Annotated in this window: 15 protein-coding genes and 1 riboswitch; of the genes, 3 read left to right on the forward strand and 12 right to left on the reverse strand. The window is 75.0% G+C overall.

Annotated elements, in window-relative coordinates; translation table 11 throughout:
* Nucleotides 1-17: 17 nt before the first annotated feature.
* The gene (locus tag ACH4PU_RS15110) at nt 18-2,408 is read right to left on the reverse strand and encodes an ATP-binding cassette domain-containing protein (RefSeq protein WP_398271463.1); all 2,391 of its coding nucleotides are present in this window, start codon (nt 2,406-2,408) and stop codon (nt 18-20) included.
* Nucleotides 2,409-2,674: 266 nt separating this feature from the next.
* Here ACH4PU_RS15110 and ACH4PU_RS15115 point away from each other — a divergent pair, with 266 nt between their 5' ends.
* Nucleotides 2,675-3,112: a helix-turn-helix domain-containing protein gene (locus tag ACH4PU_RS15115; RefSeq protein WP_398271465.1), complete on the forward strand. Its 438-nt coding sequence runs from the start codon at nt 2,675-2,677 to the stop codon at nt 3,110-3,112.
* A 10-nt stretch (nt 3,113-3,122) separates the two neighbouring features.
* Nucleotides 3,123-3,542 carry a VOC family protein gene (locus ACH4PU_RS15120; protein WP_398271467.1) on the forward strand — a complete coding sequence of 140 codons (420 nt, stop codon included), beginning with the start codon at nt 3,123-3,125 and terminating at the stop codon, nt 3,540-3,542.
* A gap of 198 nt (nt 3,543-3,740) precedes the next feature.
* Here ACH4PU_RS15120 and ACH4PU_RS15125 read toward each other — a convergent pair whose 3' ends face one another.
* The 5 genes from ACH4PU_RS15125 to ACH4PU_RS15145 form a co-directional block, all read right to left on the reverse strand.
* Nucleotides 3,741-4,658, reverse strand: a complete 918-nt coding sequence (locus tag ACH4PU_RS15125; RefSeq protein WP_398271469.1) for an alpha/beta hydrolase — start codon at nt 4,656-4,658, stop codon at nt 3,741-3,743.
* A gap of 80 nt (nt 4,659-4,738) precedes the next feature.
* Nucleotides 4,739-5,860, reverse strand: coding sequence for an XdhC family protein (locus tag ACH4PU_RS15130; RefSeq protein WP_398271471.1), 1,122 nt, complete (start codon nt 5,858-5,860; stop codon nt 4,739-4,741).
* Nucleotides 5,844-8,156 carry a xanthine dehydrogenase family protein molybdopterin-binding subunit gene (locus ACH4PU_RS15135; RefSeq protein ID WP_398271473.1) on the reverse strand — a complete coding sequence of 771 codons (2,313 nt, stop codon included), beginning with the start codon at nt 8,154-8,156 and terminating at the stop codon, nt 5,844-5,846. Before ACH4PU_RS15135 ends, ACH4PU_RS15130 begins: the two co-directional genes overlap by 17 nt.
* Nucleotides 8,153-9,154 (reverse strand): FAD binding domain-containing protein, encoded by a 1,002-nt coding sequence (locus tag ACH4PU_RS15140; RefSeq protein ID WP_398271475.1) that lies wholly within the window; start codon nt 9,152-9,154, stop codon nt 8,153-8,155. The genes ACH4PU_RS15135 and ACH4PU_RS15140 overlap by 4 nt, the downstream gene beginning before the upstream one ends.
* Nucleotides 9,151-9,708, reverse strand: a complete 558-nt coding sequence (locus tag ACH4PU_RS15145) for a (2Fe-2S)-binding protein (protein WP_398271477.1) — start codon at nt 9,706-9,708, stop codon at nt 9,151-9,153. Before ACH4PU_RS15145 ends, ACH4PU_RS15140 begins: the two co-directional genes overlap by 4 nt.
* A 298-nt stretch (nt 9,709-10,006) precedes the next feature.
* Between ACH4PU_RS15145 and ACH4PU_RS15150 the strand changes: the two genes are divergently transcribed.
* A complete protein-coding gene (locus tag ACH4PU_RS15150) occupies nt 10,007-10,687 on the forward strand; it encodes a TetR/AcrR family transcriptional regulator (protein ID WP_398271479.1) in 681 nt (226 codons plus the stop codon).
* On the opposite strand, the gene ACH4PU_RS15155 is transcribed toward ACH4PU_RS15150, so the two are convergent.
* The 6 genes from ACH4PU_RS15155 to ACH4PU_RS15180 form a co-directional block, all read right to left on the reverse strand.
* Nucleotides 10,632-11,201: a CGNR zinc finger domain-containing protein gene (locus ACH4PU_RS15155; RefSeq protein WP_398271481.1), complete on the reverse strand. Its 570-nt coding sequence runs from the start codon at nt 11,199-11,201 to the stop codon at nt 10,632-10,634. The two genes, ACH4PU_RS15150 and ACH4PU_RS15155, sit on opposite strands and share 56 nt — an antisense overlap.
* A gap of 66 nt (nt 11,202-11,267) precedes the next feature.
* Nucleotides 11,268-12,902, reverse strand: a complete 1,635-nt coding sequence (gene abc-f / locus ACH4PU_RS15160) for a ribosomal protection-like ABC-F family protein (protein ID WP_398271483.1) — start codon at nt 12,900-12,902, stop codon at nt 11,268-11,270.
* A 257-nt stretch (nt 12,903-13,159) separates the two neighbouring features.
* Entirely contained in the window at nt 13,160-13,342 is a 183-nt protein-coding gene (locus tag ACH4PU_RS15165; RefSeq protein ID WP_398271485.1) for a hypothetical protein, read from the reverse strand.
* Between the two features lie 34 nt (nt 13,343-13,376).
* On the reverse strand, nt 13,377-14,411 hold the full coding sequence (locus ACH4PU_RS15170; RefSeq protein WP_398271487.1) for an alpha/beta fold hydrolase: 1,035 nt from the start codon (nt 14,409-14,411) through the stop codon (nt 13,377-13,379).
* 624 nt (nt 14,412-15,035) lie between these two features.
* A complete protein-coding gene (locus ACH4PU_RS15175; RefSeq protein ID WP_398271489.1) occupies nt 15,036-15,341 on the reverse strand; it encodes a hypothetical protein in 306 nt (101 codons plus the stop codon).
* Nucleotides 15,342-15,598: 257 nt separating this feature from the next.
* Complete coding sequence (locus ACH4PU_RS15180; RefSeq protein ID WP_398271491.1) at nt 15,599-16,171, reverse strand: 2'-5' RNA ligase family protein; 573 nt, start codon at nt 16,169-16,171, stop codon at nt 15,599-15,601.
* A gap of 209 nt (nt 16,172-16,380) precedes the next feature.
* A riboswitch (cobalamin riboswitch) is annotated at nt 16,381-16,554 on the forward strand.
* Nucleotides 16,555-16,585: the final 31 nt, after the last annotated feature.

Genomic DNA, 16,585 nt, shown 5'->3' on the forward strand with positions numbered 1-16,585 from the left:
CACGTCCTGAGGGTCCGTCAGGCTCCCACGTACTCCGCCAGGTGCTCCCCCGTCAGCGTCGAACGGGCGGCGACGAGGTCGGCCGGAGTGCCCTCGAAGACGATCCGGCCGCCGTCGTGGCCCGCGCCGGGGCCCAGGTCGACGATCCAGTCGGCGTGGGCCATGACGGCCTGGTGGTGTTCGACGACGATGACGGACGCGCCGGAGTCGACGAGCCGGTCCAGCAGGGCGAGCAGCTGCTCGACGTCGGCGAGGTGGAGGCCGGCGGTCGGCTCGTCGAGGACGTACACGGACGGGCCGCCGCCCTTCTCCGCCAGGTGCGTGGCGAGTTTCAGCCGCTGCCGCTCGCCGCCCGAGAGGGTGGTGAGCGGCTGGCCGAGGGTGAGGTAGCCGAGGCCGACGTCGGAGAGGCGGCGCAGGATCCGGTGGGCGGCCGGGGTGCGGGCCTCGCCCGCGGCGAAGAACTCCTCCGCCTCGGACACCGGCATGGCCAGCACCTCGCTGATGTCCCGGCCGCCGAGGCGGTATTCGAGCACCGACGCGTCGAACCGCTTGCCCTCGCAGTCCTCGCAGGTGGCGGCGGTGCCGGCCATCATCGCCAGGTCGGTGAAGACGACTCCGGCGCCGCCGCAGGCCGGGCAGGCGCCCTCCGAATTGGCGCTGAACAGCGCCGGTTTGACGCCGTTGGCCTTGGCGAACGCCTTGCGGATGGGGTCGAGCAGCCCGGTGTACGTCGCCGGGTTGCTCCGCCGGGAGCCGCGGATCGGGGCCTGGTCGACGGAGACGACACCCGCGCCCGCCGGGATCGAGCCGTGCACCAGCGAGCTCTTGCCCGACCCCGCGACACCGGTGACGGCGACCAGCACCCCGAGCGGGATGTCGACGTCGACCCCGCGCAGGTTGTGCGCCGTCGCGCCGCGGATCGGCAGGCTGCCGGTGGGCTCGCGCACGGTCTTCTTGAGGCCGACCCGGTCGTCGAGGTGCCGGCCGGTGAGGGTGCCGGCGGCGCGCAGCCCCTCCACCGTCCCCTCGAAGCAGATCGTGCCGCCCGCCGCGCCGGCGCCGGGGCCGAGGTCGACGACGTGGTCGGCGATCGCGATCACCTCGGGCTTGTGCTCCACCACCAGCACCGTGTTGCCCTTGTCCCGCAGCCGCAGCAGCAGGCCGTTCATCCGGGCGATGTCGTGCGGGTGCAGCCCGATGGTCGGCTCGTCGAAGACGTAGGTGACGTCGGTGAGCGAGGAGCCGAGGTGGCGGACCATCTTGACGCGCTGCGCCTCGCCGCCGGACAGCGTGCCGGCCGGCCGGTCCAGGGAGAGGTAGCCGAGGCCGATCTCCACGAACGAGTCGAGGCCGTGGGCGAGTTTCCCGAGCAGCGGCGCCACCGACGGCTCGTCGAGGCCGCGTACCCAGTCGGCCAGGTCGCTGACCTGCATCGCGCAGGCGTCGGCGATCCCGATCCCCCGGATCTTCGAGGACCGGGCCGCCGCGTTGAGCCGGGTGCCGTCGCAGTCCGGGCAGGTGGTGAAGGTGACCGCCCGGTCCACGAACTCCCGGATGTGCGGCTGCATGGCCTCCCGGTCCTTGGCCAGCATCGACTTCCGGATGCGCGGCAGGAGGCCTTCGTAGGTCATGTTGATGCCCGCGATCTTCATCCTGGTCGGCTCGCGGTGCAGCAGGTCGTACCGCTCCTTCTCGGTGAACTCGCGGACCGGCTTGTCCGGGTCGTAGAGCCCGGACTCGGTGTAGAGGCGGTGGTTCCAGCCGCCCGCCTTGTAGCCGGGGACGGCGAGCGCCCCCTCGGCGAGGGACTTGGTGTCGTCGAGGAGCTGCGCGATGTCGAGATCGGTGACGCTGCCCCGGCCCTCGCAGCGCGGACACATGCCGCCGGAGCGGGAGAAGGTGACCTTCTCGGCCTTCTTCGTGCCGCGGTCGACGGTGATCGCGCCGCTCGCCCGGACGGAGGGCGTGTTGAACGCGAACGCGCCGGGCGGGCCGACGTGCGGCTGCCCGAGCCGGCTGAAGAGGATCCGCAGCATCGCGTTGACGTCGGTGGCGGTGCCCACCGTGGAGCGCGGGTCGGCGCCCATCGGCTGCTGGTCGACGATGATCGCGGTGGTCAGCCCCTCCAGGACGTCCACCTCAGGCCGGGCCAGGGTGGGCATGAAGCCCTGGACGAAGGCGCTGTAGGTCTCGTTGATCAGCCGCTGCGACTCGGCGGCGATCGTGTCGAACACCAGCGAGCTCTTGCCCGAGCCGGAGACGCCGGTGAACACCGTCAGCCGGCGCTTGGGAATCTCGACGGCGACGTCCTTGAGGTTGTTCTCGCGCGCGCCGTGCACCCGGATCAGATCGTGGACGCCGGCGGCGTGCGGGGAGGACGGGGGCGTGCTCGTGGCCTTGCTCATCGTTTCTCCATCCGTGGAGCGGGGCCGTCCGCGCGGGACGGCGGACGCGGCGGGGCGGACGTCGAGGGTACGGGCAGGGGGCGCGGGAGGGCGGGCGCGCGGCGGGCCGCGACGGCACCGGCGGCCGGCCGGGCCCCGGCCGAAGCCCCACACCGTACCTTCGGAGCCCGCGACGCGTCGCGGGATTTCCCGGCGGAGGCCCCGACCCTACCCCCGCCTACCGGCGTGAGCGCCCGGTGTCCGACCCCCATGCCATCCTGGACGGCGTGACCCTGGAAGACCTGGTGAGGCTGCGCCGCGCACGCGACACGATGGACCGCGACTACGCGCGGCCGCTGGACGTCCCGGCGCTGGCGGCCGTCGCCCTCATGTCGCCCGGCCACTTCTCCCGCAGCTTCCGCGCCGCCTTCGGCGAGACGCCCTACAGCTACCTGATGACCCGCCGCGTCGAGCGGGCCAAGGCGCTGCTGCGGCGGGGCGACCTGAGCGTGACGGAGGTCTGCTTCGCGGTCGGCTGCACCTCGCTCGGGTCGTTCAGCTCCCGCTTCACCGAGCTGGTCGGCGAGAGCCCGAGCGCGTACCGGGCCCGGGCCCACGAGGCGGGCGCCGCGATACCGGCGTGCGTCGCCAAGATCCTCACCCGGCCGCTCCGGCACGGCGAACCGGTCAGGATCGGAGAAGCGCGATCGGCCGCGGCCTCGTAGCGTCGAGGGCATGGACATCAAGCTTTCCCAGTGCTTCATCGCCGTCGACGACCACGACAAGGCCCTCGCCTTCTACCGCGACGCCCTCGGACTGGAGGTGCGCAACGACGTCGGCTTCGAGGGGATGCGGTGGGTGACCGTCGGGTCGCCCGCGCAGCCGGACGTGGAGATCGTCCTCGAACCGCCGGCCGCCAACCCCAACGCCTCGCCTGCCGACCGACAGGCCATGGCGGAGTTGCTCGCCAAGGGCATGCTGCGGGGCGTGATCTTCTCCACCGACGACTGCGACGCCACTTTCGAGCGCGTGCGCGCTGCTGGGGCCGAGGTGCTTCAGGAGCCCATCGATCAGCCGTACGGCGTGCGTGACTGCGCTTTCCGTGATCCGGCGGGGAACATGCTGCGCTTCGCGCAGCCGCGGAAGGATCGCTGAGCGGTTTCGGCGCGCGCCGAGGCCGAGCCGCAGTCGCCCGACCCGCCCGGCCCACCCGGCGGCGGAGATCGGGGCGTGCGCCCCGTTTCCTGGGGGGCTGCGCCCCCAGACCCCCGCTTTCACGGCTCCGCCGCTCGTCCTCAACCGCGCGAAGCGCGGTTTCAGGGGGTCCGGGGGTCTCCCCGGGAAACGGGGGTCCTACGCCCCCGTCACCCGCTCCCGCAGCCAAGCCTCGATGTCATCGCGCGCCGTCCGGGCCAGCGCCGTCGGGTGGCCCGTGAACCCGTGGGGCGCCTCGGGATAGACCCGGAGGTCCACCTCGTTGCCGGCCGCCGACAACCGGCCCGCCATGGCCAGGTTGTCCTCCAGCAGCACATCCTCCGCGCCGACGACCAGCAGCGTCGGGGGCAGCCCGCCGAGGTCGCCGTAGAGCGGGGAGAGGTCGGGGACGGTGCGGTCCGCCACGTGTCCGGCGTACGCCCGGAGGAAGTACTCGTCGGCGATGCGGCGGCCGGCCGGGGTCCGTGCGCTCAGGTCGTAGGTGCCGAACCGGAGCGCGGCGCCGGTGAACCGGCCGGCGGCGCCCCGGTCCCGCAGCCGGAGCAGGGTGGCCAGGGCGAGGGTGGCGCCGGCGGAGCTCCCGCCGATCGCCAGCCGGGACGTGCCGAAGCGGGCACCGGCTTCCTCGACGAGCCAGAGCGCCGCCGCCTCGCAGTCGTCGGGCGCCGCCGGCCAGGGGTGTTCGGGGGCCAGCCGGTAGTCGACGCTGACGACGGCGACGCCCAGGGCGTCCGCGAGCTCGCGGTTGCGCACGTCGCCGTGCGCCGCGGAGTCCATGTAGAAGCCGCCGCCGTGGATGTCCAGGTAGACGCCGCGCGGCGGACCGCCGGCCGGCATGAGGATCCGGACGGGGACGCGCACCCCGGCGGCCTCGGCCGTCTCCTCGACGGCGGGCGGTTCGGCGGCGCGCGGAGCGGGCCTCTTCGCCCGGACCTCCCGGAGCTCCTCCCACGAGCCGGGGCCGCGGCCGGCCGGCCGCGTCCGGTAGAACTCACGGGCCTCCTCGACCTGTTCCGCGGGTACCTCGGCGAACAGTGCCTCCAGCGCGAATCGCACGCGCCCTCCTCATCACTCGGAAATCTCGGCCCGGCCGTACGCTACGCCGGCCCGCGTCACCCGGCCGGGCCGCCCGCCCCTCACACCCCCGCCCCGTGGATCGCCGTGGACCTCCCCGTCAGCGGGAGGCCGGTGGCGCCGTGCCGGGCCGCGATGATCTCGGCGGCGATGGACAGGGCCGTCTCCTCGGGCGTACGGCCGCCCAGGTCGAGGCCGATGGGGGCGCGGAGGCGGGCCAGCTCGGCGTCCGTGACCCCGGCTTCACGGAGGCGGCGGACCCGGTCGGCGTGGGTGCGGGCGGACCCCATCGCGCCGACGAAGGCGGCCGGGAGGCGGAGGGCGACCCGGAGGAGCGGGACGTCGAACTTGGCGTCGTGGGTGAGGACGCACAGGGCCGTGCGGGCGTCGGTGGGCGTGCGGCGGAGGTAGCGGTGCGGCCAGTCGACCACGACCTCGTCCGCCTCGGGGAAGCGGGCCGCCGTGGCGAAGACCGGGCGGGCGTCGCAGACGGTGACGTGGTAGCCGAGGAACTTGCCGACGCGGACGAGCGCGGCCGTGAAGTCCACCGCCCCGAAGACGATCATGCGCGGCGGTGCGAGGCCGGACTCGACGAGGAGCGTCAGCTCGCCGCCGGGGCAGAGCGTGCCGTCCGGGGAGAGTTCGACGGTGCCGGTGCGGCCCGCGCCGAGCAGGGCGTGGGCCTGGGCCGCGGCGGCGCGGTCGAGCTCCGGCGGGCCGCCGAGGGCGCCCTCGTACGTGCCGTCGGGGCGGACGAGCAGGGCGCCGGACCGGAGGGCGGCCGGGCCCCGGGCGACGCGGGCCAGGGCCACCGGCTCGCCGCGGGCGGCGGCCGTCAGGGCGCGGGCGAGGACGGCGCGCCCGGGGGCGGCCGCCGGGTAGGGGACCACCAGGACCTCCAGCGTCCCGCCGCAGGTCAGGCCGACGGCGAACGCGTCGTCGTCGCTGTACCCGAACCGTTCCAGGCACACCGTCCCGTCCCGTAGCGCCCGCTCGCACAGGTCGTACACCGCCGCCTCGACGCACCCGCCGGAGACGGAGCCGACGGCCCGGCCGCCGTCGTCGACGGCCAGGGCGGCGCCGGGGCCGCGCGGGGCGCTGCCGGTGACGGAGACGACGGTGGCGACGGCGAAGCCGCGGCCCTCGGCGGCCCAGGCGGCCAGGTCGTCAGCGATGTCCAGCACGGTCCTCCTCCACGGGCGCGGCGGCCACGGGCGCGGCGGCGCCGGTCAGGACGCGGTCGGGGCGGATCGGCAGGTCGCGGTGGCGGACGCCGGTCGCGTGCCAGACGGCGTTGGCGACGGCCGCCGCCGAGCCGACCGTGCCGATCTCGCCGATGCCCTTGATGCCGACCGGGTCGTCGGGGTCCGGGTCGTCCAGCCAGTCCACCTCGATGGCGGGGACGTCCGCGTGGGCCGCGACGTGGTAGCCGGCCAGGTCCGCGTTGACGAGTCCGCCCGACGCGGCGTCGCGGACGGCCTCCTCGTGCAGGGCCATGGACAGGCCCCAGACCATGCCGCCGGTGAGCTGGTTGCGGGCGGTCAGCGGGTTGACGATGCGGCCGGCGGCGAAGACGCCGAGCATCCGGCGGACGCGGACCTCGCCGCTGCCCGGGTCGACGGCGACCTCCGCGAACTGGGCGCCGTACGCGTGCCGTTCGTACGCGGCGAGGGCCCGTACCGCCTCCTCCGTACTGGCGCGGACGGTCAGGCCGCCGGGCGGGATGTCCGCGCCGGGCGTGAGGCGTTCGCGCAGGTCGTGCGCCGCGAGGCGGACGGCCCAGCCCCAGGAGCGGGTGCCCATGGAGCCGCCGGCGACCCACGCGTCGCCGAAGTCGCTGTCGGCGATGAGGACGCGGACCCGGTCCGGGCCGACCTCCAGGGCGTCGGCGGCGAGTTGGGTGAGGGCGGTGCGGGCCCCGGTGCCGATGTCGGCGGCGGCGATGCGGACGGTGAAGGTGCCGTCGGGGTGCGCCGTCGCGGTGGCGGTCGCCGGGAAGGCGCCCGTGAAGAAGGACGACGCCGCCGTGCCGGTGCCGACCAGCCAGCGGCCGTCGCGGCGGACGCCCGGCCGCGGGTCGCGCCCGGCCCAGCCGAACCGGCGGGCGCCCTCGGTGAAGCAGTCGGTCAGCCGGCGCCCGGCGAAGGGGAGCCCGGAGACGGGCCCGGCGGCGGGCTCGTTGCGGGCCCGCAGCACGATCGGGTCCAGGCCGCAGCGCTCGGCCAGTTCGTCGAGCGCGCACTCGAGCGCGAACGAGCCGGGGGCCTCGCCCGGCGCCCGCATGTAGGTGGGCGTGGGGACGTCCAGGGGCAGCACCCGGTGGACGGTGCGGTGGCCGCTCGCGTCGTACATCGACCGCCCGTACGCGGCGCTCGGCTCGACGAACTCGCGGACCGTGGACGTCGCGCTGTACGCCGTGTGCTCCAGGGCGCGCAGCCGGCCGTCCGGGCCGGCGCCCAGCCGGACGCGCTGGACGGTGGCGCTGCGGTGGCCGATCAGCGAGAACATCTGCTGCCGGGTGAGCGCGATCCGCACCGGCCGGCCGAGCACGGTGGCCGCCATGGCCGCGAGGACGACGTGCGGGCGGGCCTGCGCCTTGCTGCCGAAGCCGCCGCCCACGTGCTCGGACCGCAGCCGCACCACCTCCGGTTCGAGCCCGAGCAGCTGCGCGAGGTCCCGGGCGGTCGCGTACGCGCCCTGGGTGGAGTCGACGACCTCCAGCCGCCCGTCGTCCCACCGCGCCATGGCCGCGTGCGGCTCCATGGGGTTGTGGTGCTCCTCGGGGGTGGTGTACCAGGCGTCCAGCACGGTGTCGGACGCGGCCAGTTCGGCCTCCACGTCGCCCTTGTCGGTGCTGCCCGGACCCATGGCCGTGGTCTCGGGCGGGTAGCTGCCGGGGTGGTCCGGGCGGAGGCGCACGTCGTGCGGCTCGGTGTCGTACGTGACGACGAGCGCCTCCGCGGCCTCCCTGGCCTGCTCGGGCGTCTCGGCGACGACGCAGGCGACGGGCCAGCCCATGTGCGGCACCCGGTCGTGCTGGAGGATCCGCGTGGTGGCGTCGGGCCCGAACGTGCCGACGAAGTCCTCTTTGAGGCGTGGCGCGTTGCCGTGGTGCAGGACGGCGAGGACGCCGGGCAGGGCCAGGGCGGCGGCGTCGCCGACGGACCGGATCCGGCCGCGCGCCACGGTGGAGAGCACGATCCAGCCGTGGGCGAGCCCGTCGGCGGGGTGGTCGGCGGCGTAGCGGGCGGCGCCGGTGACCTTGTCGCGCCCTTCGACGCGGAGGTGCGAGGCGCCTACGGCGGGGGTCGGGCGGGAGGTGGCGGGTGCGGTCGTCGTACGGGACGCGGCAGCGGTCACCGCCGTGCCGGTACGTGCCGCGTCCGTCGCCGTGGGGAGTGCGCCGGTCTGCGTCGTGGCCGGGGAACCGGCGGCGTCCGTCGCCGTTCCGCTGGAGCCTGTGTTCGTCGCCGTGGTCATCGGGCGGCCGCCTCCTCGGCGAGTTCGGTCAGGGTGCGGACGGTCAGGTGGCGCAGCAGCGGGAGCTTGTGGCCGTTGTGCGGGAGGGGCCGGGCGCCGGCCAGTTCGGCGTCGGCCGCCGCGGCGAATGTGGCGGCGTCGGCCGGGGCCCCGATCAGGGCTTGTTCCGCCCGGTGGGCCCGCCAGGGGTGGGAGGCGACCGCGCCGAAGGCGAGCCGCGCCTGGCGGACGACGCCGTCCCGGACGTCGAGGGCGGCGGCGAGCGAGCCGATCGCGAAGGCGTACGACGCGCGGTCGCGCACCTTGCGGTAGCGGGAGGGGCCGGGCGGCGCGGGCGGCAGGACGACGCCGGTGACCAGCGCGCCGGGCGGCAGCGCGGTCTCCTCGTGCGGGGTGCTGCCCACCGGCCGGTAGAACGCCGCGAGGGGCAGCTCGCCGGGCCCGTCCGCGGTCTCGTAGGTGACGACCGCGTCGAAGGCGGCCAGGGCGACGGCCATGTCGGACGGGTGGACGGCGACGCAGTGCGCGGAGGCGCCGAGGACGGCGTGGTTGCGGTGGTCGCCGGTGAGGGCGGCGCAACCGCTGCCCGGCGTCCGCTTGTTGCACGCGGCGGCGCCCGCGGCCCCGCCGGTGAAGTAGCCGCAGCGGGTGCGCTGGAGCAGGTTCCCGCCGACGGTCGCCATGTTGCGGAGCTGCCCGGAGGCGCCGGCGAGGACGGCCTGCGTCAACGCCGGGTATTGGCCCCGGACTTCGGGGTGGGCGGCCAGGTCGCTGTTGGTGACCGTCGCGCCGACGCGCAGGCCTCCGTCGGCGGTGGTCTCGATCCGGTCGAGGGGGAGGTCGCGCAGGTCGACGAGGAGCGCGGGCCGCTCGGCGCCGGTCTTCATCAGGTCGACGAGGTTGGTGCCGCCGCCGAGCGGCCGGGCCTCGGGGTCGGCGGCGAGGAGAGCGAGCGCGTCGGCCGTGTCGGCGGCGCGGTGGTAGCGGAACTCCCTCATGCGACCACCGCCCCGGCCTGCGCCGACCGCTCGTCCGCGGCGCGGGCGACGGCCCGGACGATCGTCGGGTACGCGCCGCAGCGGCACAGGTTGCCGCTCATCCGCTCCCGGATCTCGGCGTCGGTGAGGGCGGGCGGCCCGGCCTCGGGGCGGACGTCGTCGGTGGCGGCGCTGGGCCAGCCGGCCGCGTGCTCGTCGAGGACGGCGAGGGCCGAGCAGATCTGCCCGGGGGTGCAGTAACCGCACTGGTAGCCGTCGAGTTCGAGGAACGCCTGCTGGACGGGGTGCAGCCGCTCGCCGTCGGAGACGCCCTCGATCGTGGTGATCGCCCGGCCTTCGGCGGCGACGGCGAGCTGGAGGCAGGCCACGGCGCGGCGCCCGTCGAGCAGCACGGTGCAGGCGCCGCACTGGCCTTGGTCGCAGCCCTTCTTGGTGCCGGTCAGGGCGAGGCGCTCGCGCAGGGCGTCGAGCAGGGTGGTGCGGTGGTCGACGGTGAGGGTGTGGGGTTCTCCGTTGACGTGCAGGGTGATGACGCTGGACGTCGATGCGGTCATGGGGGCCCTTTTCGACACGGCGGTTTCGAGACGGTGGTGGTGCGCGGTGGTTCGGGCGGTGGTCGCCATACGGCGGTGCCGGCACGGCGGTCGGCGCCGGCGGATCGCGGGAGCGGCCGTCCCGGGGGGCCGTCGGCCGTTCCGACGGCCGTCACGGCCACTAAAGTGTGCTGGAGGTGGACAGTTGTCCGGCCGATGCGTAGCGGACAGCTGTCCGGTTATCCGAACCTAGCCGACGGCCGTCGGGCGGGCAAGGGCCCGCAGGAGACCGGGCACGGACGAGAGGGCGAGGACGCGCGTGCGGACGACGGTGCCACAGCAGGACGGCGGGCCCCCGCCCCGCCGCGAGGACGCCCGGCGCAACCGCGAGCGCATCCTGGCCGTGGCGCTGGCCGAGTTGACGCACTCCCCCGCCGTCGCGCTCAGCACGATCGCGAGGAAGGCGGGGGTCGGCCAGGGCACGCTCTACCGCAATTTCCCCGACCGGGAGGCGCTCATCCTGGAGGTCTACCGCTTCGAGGTGCAGCAGGTCCACGACGCCGCCCGCCACCTGCTCGCGACCCGGCCGCCCGACCGGGCCCTGCGCGAGTGGCTGGACCGGCTGGCCCGGTACGCGACGGCGAAGGCGGGTCTGGCCGACGCGATGCGCGAGGCCACCCGCGCCCCCGCCACCCCGGCCCGCTGGGGCCACGTCCCGATCACGACGGCCGTCGAACTCCTCCTGGAGGCCAACGAGAAGGCCGGCACCATCCGCCCCGGGGTGACCCCCGACGACTTCCTCCTCGCCATCGCCGGCCTCTGGCACATCGGCACCCGCGCCGACGCCGGCGAACGCGTCCGGCGCCTCTTCGACCTCGTCACGGACGGCCTGCGGGCGGGCGCGCCCGGGGTCCCCGCCGAGGAGGCCCGACCGTCCGGAGCGGTCACCCCGCCGGAGCGGCCGCGGTCTTCCTCCGCGCCCGGTAAGCGGCAGCCTTGATCTTGTTGCCGCAGGACTCCATGCCGCACCACTGCCGGCGCCGGCCGCGCGAGCGGTCGATGTAGACGCGGGTGCACTCGGGGTTGCCGCACTCCTTCAGCAAGGGCACGTCCGCGCCGCTCAGCAGCTCCACGGCGTGCCGGGCGACGGCCGCCAGCGCCTCGCGCTGCGTCGCCGCCGTCCAGCGGCCGGAGCGGGTCAGCCGCGGTGCGGCGGGCGCCTCCGCCGCCGCGTCGTTGAGCCCGGCCAGCGCCTCGTCGTCGAAGTCCGCGAAGCCCACGCCGAGGCGCCGGTCGGTGATCAGCCGGTAGACGGCCTCCCGGACGGCCGTGGCCCGTTCGACGTCGGCCCGCCGGGCGGGCGTGACGGCGTCGACGAGCCCGGACTCCACGTACCACGCGTCCAGGCGGTCCGGCGTCGCGAACATCTCGAACCGCGCCGTGCGGCGCGCCCGGAGCGTGGCCGCGAAGTCCAGGGCCGGGTTGCCGCACACGAAGACGTGGTCGAGGTTCACGTCACCATCCTGGCGGGTGACACCCGGCGCCCGCAAGGACGGCCGGGCGAGGTGATCGCGCCCGGCTCAGGCGCCCGGCGCCCCCGTCTCCGTCAACTCCCCGTCGGCGACCCGCAGCCATCGCTCCACGCCGATCCGTTCGAGGAACCGCTCGTCGTGGCTGACCACCACGAACGCGCCGCGGTAGCACGCCAGGGCGCTCTCCAGCTGCCCGACGCCGACGAGGTCGAGGTTGTTCGTCGGCTCGTCCAGCAGCAGGAGCTGCGGGGCGGGTTCGGCGCACAGGACGCAGGCGAGCGTGGCGCGCAGCCGCTCGCCGCCGGAGAGGACGCGTACGGGCAGGTGGGCCCGGGGGCCGCGGAACAGGAACCGCGCGAGCAGGTTCATCCGCTCCGCCTCGGGCCGGTGCGGGGCGGACGCCGCGAAGTTCTCCGCGACGGTGCGGTCGGGGTCGAGGAGGTCCAGGCGCTGCGAGAGGGAGGCGATGCGCCCGTCGGCACGCCGGACGGTCCCGCCGTCCGGGGCCAGATCGCCGGAGACCAGCCGCAGCAGCGTCGTCTTTCCGGCGCCGTTCGGCCCGGTGAGCGCGATGCGCTCGGGGCCGCGGATCGTGAGGCCGACGCCGTCCCCGGCGAACAGCTCGCGCCCGCCGTGGCGCACCCGCAGCCGCTCGCCCAGGATGAGCGTGCGCCCGGCGGGGACGTCGGTGTCGGGCAGTTCCAGGACCAGTCGCTGGTCGTCCCGCAGGGCGCGGCCCGCCTCGTCGAGCCGGGCCTGCGCCTCGTGGACGCGGGTGGCGTGCGTCTGGCCGGCCCGGCCGGCGGACTCCTGGGCGCCGCGCTTCATGGTGCCGGCGAAGATGCGCGGCAGGCCGGCGTTCTTGAGGTTGCGGGCGGCGTTGCTCGCCCGCCGCTCGGCCCGCTCCCGGGCCTGCTGCATCTCGCGCTTCTCCCGCTTCAGCTCCTGCTCGGCGTTGCGGATGTTCTTCTCCGCGACCTCCTGCTCGGCTCGGACGGCCTGCTCGTACTCGGTGAAGTTGCCGCCGTAAAGGCGGAGTTCGCCCCGGTCGAGTTCGGCGATCCGCTCCATGCGGTCCAGCAGGGCCCGCTCGTGGCTGACGAGCAGGAGGCTGCCGTTCCACTCCGAGAGGACGTCGTAGAGCGCGTGACGGGCGTCGGCGTCGAGGTTGTTGGTCGGCTCGTCCAGCAGCAGCACGTCCGGGCGCTTGAGCAGCTGCGCTGCCAGGCCGAGGCTGACGATCTGGCCGCCGCTGAGCGTGCCCAGGGTCCGGTCGAGGGCGAGCCCGCCGAGCCCGAGCCGGTCGAGCTGGGCGCGGGTGCGCTCCTCGACGTCCCAGTCGTCGCCGATGGTCGTGAAGTGCTCCTCGCTCACGTCGCCGGACTCGACGGCGTCGATGGCGCGGATCACCGCGTCGACGCCCAGCACCTCGGCGACCGTGGGTTCGCCGGTCAGGGGCAGCGTCTGCGGGAGGTAGCCGACCGTGCCGTGGACGGTCACCGACCCGGCGGCCGGGTGGAGTTCACCGGCGATCAGCTTCAGCAGGGTGCTCTTGCCTGAGCCGTTGGGCGCCACCAGACCGGTGCGGCCCGCGCCGACGGTGAAGGAGAGGTCGTCGAAGACGGGGGTGCCGTCGGGCCAGGAGAAGGAGAGGCGGGAGCAGATGACGGAGATGTCGGACATGGAGGTGACCTCGTGAGGAACAGAGGGCAGGGCCCCCCGCCGCGGGACATACCGCCGCACGGAGAGCGCACCGCACCTGAACAGGCAAAAGGGGGCGACGAGATGACCACGTCGGCGGTACCGCCCGAAGCGCGCCTGCCGGTGGCCGATCAGATCCGGATATCACCCGGAGATGTCGTCGTCACCCACCATGTCCGTCTCCTCTGCGAAAGATCACTGACGCCCGGCACCTTACCAGGCCCGGCGCGGAGGCCGCCCTAGAGTCCCAGGTCCCAGGCGAGGCAGCCGAGATGGGTCCGCACCCCGGGCTCGCCGCCGTACTCCGGCGGCGCCGCCCGCGAGGCCGCCTTCTCCTCCACCATGTCCTCATAGGCGATCCGCTCGGGCAGCGCGCCGAAGCGCGCGTGGCGTACCGCGGAGTCACCGTCCCGCATGGCCATTCTCACTCCTCCTGTCAGTGTGTTTGACGGGTGGTCAGAGCCGGTCGGCGTCGACGACGGCCCGGGCGAACGCTTCGGGCGCCTCCTGGGGCAGGTTGTGGCCGATGCCCTTCAGCGTCCGGTGGCCGTACGGGCCCGTGAAGCGGTCCCGGTACGAGGAGCCGTCGCCCGGCGCCGTGAACGGGTCGTGCTCGGCGTCGAGCGTCACGGTCGGTACGGCGATGAACGGCCGGGCCGAGAGCCGCTTCTCGTACGGCTCGTAGCGCCGCTCCCCCTCGGCGAGGCTCAGCCGCCAGCGGTAGTTGTGGATCACGATGGCGGCGTAGTCCGGGTTCTCGAAGGCGGCGGCGGTGCGCTCGAAGGTGGCGTCGTCGAAGTCCCAGGTCGGAGAGACGGTGTCCCAGACCAGCCGGGTGAGATCGTGGCGCTTGTCCTTCTGCTCCATGGCGGCCCGGCCGCGCTCGGTGGCGAAGTAGTACTGGTACCACCAGGCGCGCTCGGTCGCGGGCGCCAGCGGCCGCTGGTTCGCCTCCAGGTCGACGACGAGGTATCCGCCCACGGCGACCAGGGCCTTGCAGCGCTCGGGCCAGAGCGCCGCGACGATGCCGGCGGTCCTGGCCCCCCAGTCGAATCCGGCGAGCACCGCCTTCTCCAGCCCGAGCGCGTCCAGCAGGGCGACGATGTCGAGGGCGAGGGCGGACTGCTGCCCGTTGCGGAAGGTCCGGCCGGAGAGGAAGCGGGTCGTGCCGTGGCCGCGCAGATAGGGGACGATCACCCGGTACCCCTCGGCCACGAGGAGGGGCGCGACGTCGACGAAGCTGTGGATGTCGTACGGCCAGCCGTGCAGACAGACGACCGGCGGCCCGTGCGCCGGCCCCAGCTCGGCGTAACCGACCTCCAGCAGGCCGGCTCTGACCTTCCTGAGCGGGGGAAAGGCGCCCTGCCGGCGGGGGCCGGCCCGCCGCTCCGTGGCGGCCTGCGCCGCCCCCGGCACCCCCGGCAGCGCGACGGTGACCGCACCGCCGGCCCCGAGGCCGAGCGCCTTGCCGAACGTACGCCGATTGATCATGCCGAGCCCTCCGTGCGTCGCGAAGTGCCTGCGCCCGCTGAGGGCGTGCGCACGACTATGGCACGGGGCGCGTCACCGGTCAAACAGGTGACGCTCACCAACTCGGCGCGGATGGAGCGTTCTTGAGCCGGGTACTGTGCGGCGCTGCAGGGCCCTGTTCTCGTAGTCGACGTGCGGGAGGACGTCCGGCCACGGCTACCCACCTGCGGATGTCCGGCCTGGGGGCGCGTCACATCGCGGGGCGGACCGGTGGTCAGGATGCTTCCGGAGCCGGCCGACCGGCCTTCGTCGGGCAGCCGGAACACGGGCGGGAAGCGGGAACGCGGCCTCGGTCCGGACCGGTTGGCGGGGCACGCCGACGGTCCGGCCGACGGCGAACGGGGTGAGGGCGCCCTCCAGGGCCTGTCGCGGCCGGCGCGCGCCCGGCCGGGCCGGGTGCCGGGGGCACACTGATGGGGCCGCCCTCGGACGGTGTGGCACGGGCGAACGGCGGAAACGCCGGACGGACGGCCTTCGGGGCGCTGAGGTCCCTCCCTTAGAGCCCCGATAGAGCCCCGGAAAGCCCCGAGGGGCGCCGGTTGGGTCGGCGCCCCTCGGTCCTTGCCGCGCGGGTGCTGTCTCCGGTCACTGCTCCCCGGAGCAGTTGCCCTGGACGGTCACCCAGATGTTGTTGTCGGGGGTGGTGCCACTGGCCACTATGCCCCAGGGGTAACAGTTCTTCGGAAGCTTGTGGTTCGCGTTCGCGCGGGCGCCGTCCAGCGAGCCGGCGACCCCGGTGACGTAGACGTAGTAGGTGGCCGGGCCCGCCGTCACCGCTCCCCGGGACGGCGCGGCGGTGGCGGCCGACGCCGGGGCGGCCAGCGCCACGCCGGCCAGCAGGGCCGCCGCGACCGCGGTGAGTCCGGCCGTCGTCCGTAACGTTCCGTTCAAGGAAGCCTCCCGGTCAACTCTCCCAAGGCGCACATCAGTTACGCCATACGGAGGGAATCTAGGGCAACCTCGCGCGCCGCAACAGTGTTGTTCCCTGTGCAAACACCTTTCGTAACTGCCGTCCCAGGACGGGTGGAAGCCCGGCCTGTCCGGGGGAGCTCCGCCCCGGGCGTGCGCGCGGACCGCGTCCGGGCCCGGGCGGCGTACCTCGACGACACGCCGCCGGTCGGCGCCGGGGACGATCGGCGCCGACCCCCTCAGTCCCCCGCCCACCGCACCTCCCCCGTCCCCAGCGTGACCACGGCCCGCGTCCGCATGGGCTCCTCCCCGCGCCGGGAGAGCACCACGATCTCCTCGACCTCACCCGGCATCGGACCCAGCCGGGCGGCCAGCTCGGCGGCCAGGGCACGCGGCTCCGTGGTGCGCCCGAGGGAGAGGTGCGGGACGAAGCGCTCGCCGCGCCCGCGGCACAGCGGGAAGCGGGACGTCAGCTCCTCGTGCAGGCGCACCCAGGGGGCCGGGCCGCCGCCCGCCGCCGGGTCGAGCCACACCGTGGCGTACCGCCGGTGCCGGAAGTAGCGCACGCCCGCCGGCCGGACCGGGAAGGCCGGGCATTCGGCCGCCGCGGCGGAGAGCAGCGGCAGGGCCCGCGGGAAGCACTCCTCGGGTACGAAGCCGAACAGCAGGTTCACATGCGGCGGCCACCGCCGCACCTGCGGGTCGTACTCCCGGCGGATCTCCTGGACGGCCGGCCAGTGGGCGCGCGGCGGCAACCACGCCACGGCCGTCCGGGCCGTCGGCGCCACCTCCAGGACCAGGTCGCCGTCCACCCCTCCATGGTCCGGGCCGCGCCCGGTCCGCACGAGTCGGACGGCCGCCGTCCGACCCGCCGCACGCCCGTCGTCACTCCCGCCGCACGGCCTGTCCCCCGTGTCCCACCTCACCTTCCGCATCGCGATCTCCCTTCCGTCCCGGGCCCCGCACCCTCTAGGCTGACGAGCGCAGCTGGTTCGCCCCGCCCGCCAGACGGGAGCGTCGCAAGAGGGAACCCGGTGGGAATCCGGGACTGCCCCGCAGCGGTGAGCGGGAACGACCGCCGTCATACGCACTGGGCCCGACGCACGGGGCCCGGGAAGCGACGGCCAGTAGGTGCCTCGTACGGAATCCGACGGGTTCCGTACGCCACGAGGCGCGCCCGCGAGTCCGAAGACCTGCCACCTGCCCGCGCGCGAACCATTCGTGCG

The organism is Streptomyces sp. NPDC021100 (assembly GCF_044333095.1).
Lineage (GTDB): Bacteria > Actinomycetota > Actinomycetes > Streptomycetales > Streptomycetaceae > Streptomyces.